This window comes from Idiomarina sp. UBA3162, assembly GCF_002364475.1.
Lineage (GTDB): Bacteria > Pseudomonadota > Gammaproteobacteria > Enterobacterales > Alteromonadaceae > Idiomarina.
Map to the genome: position 1 here is coordinate 1 of NZ_DEYI01000044.1, position 822 is coordinate 822.

The 822-nt window shown below is 50.6% G+C and carries 1 protein-coding gene and 2 pseudogenes; 1 reads left to right on the forward strand and 2 read right to left on the reverse strand.

What is annotated here, in order from left to right:
- Nucleotides 1-204 (forward strand): annotated as a pseudogene (locus tag B2X00_RS04925) (hypothetical protein); the annotation flags it as partial.
- Here the strand turns inward: B2X00_RS04925 and B2X00_RS04930 are convergent.
- Nucleotides 172-564, reverse strand: a complete 393-nt coding sequence (locus B2X00_RS04930; protein WP_290486358.1) for an MAPEG family protein — start codon at nucleotides 562-564, stop codon at nucleotides 172-174. The pseudogene B2X00_RS04925 and the gene B2X00_RS04930 sit on opposite strands and share 33 nt — an antisense overlap.
- Nucleotides 561-822 (reverse strand): annotated as a pseudogene (locus B2X00_RS04935) (lipoyl synthase); the annotation flags it as partial. The pseudogene B2X00_RS04935 and the gene B2X00_RS04930, both read right to left, overlap by 4 nt.

Below are 822 nucleotides of genomic sequence, written 5' to 3' on the forward strand. Positions count from 1 at the left end.
TGGCAGTTGGGGTCTTCAAATGATTTAGAGCGTGTCGGTATGTATGCAGCGCAAACCTGCGAGGCTGTAGCGGGGCGCTTTGCATGGAAACCTGTTGCGCAAGAAACCTTGATGGAACGCCATCAATCGGGCGTTTGGCCCGACTTATATCAGCGACTGCAAAAGTTTCGTTTATTGCATGATAGCCAATTGAGCCAACATTAAGATAGGACACAAGAATGCGAAAAACCACACCAGAGAGCGTAGCTTGTCCCAATTAAGCAAATAAAGAATGTTGTAAGCGATGCGAAGCACAATGAAACTGACCGCAAGTGCTACGGCATGGGGGCTGACTTGCTCGCTGGCTAGGTTCGCAAGTACAGCGGCTGCATAGAGCGGAAATGCCTCGTAGGCGTTATAATGTGCCGCCACAGCGCGAGCACCGATACCTGTAAGACGGGATTGTTGAGCGCGAGGGTGGCGATTGTCATAGCGGCTTTCGCGGTTTTGGAAAAACACCACAGGTGCCTTAGCCAAAATCGGCAAGACACCCGCGATTAACAAACACCACAGTAGTGTGCTCATCGTACGGTTTCACCCGCCGCTTGTAGATCCGCATGGTACGATGAACGCACTAAGGGTCCACTCGCGATATGGCTAAAGCCCATTTCTACGCCTGCAACACGGAGTTCTTCGAACTCGTCAGGGTGAACATAACGTGCGACCGGAATATGGTGACGGCTTGGCTGTAGGTATTGACCAATCGTTAGCATATCGCAATCATGAGCACGTAAGTCGCGCATGACTTCTAAGATCTCTTCTTTAGTTTCACCTAAGCCAACC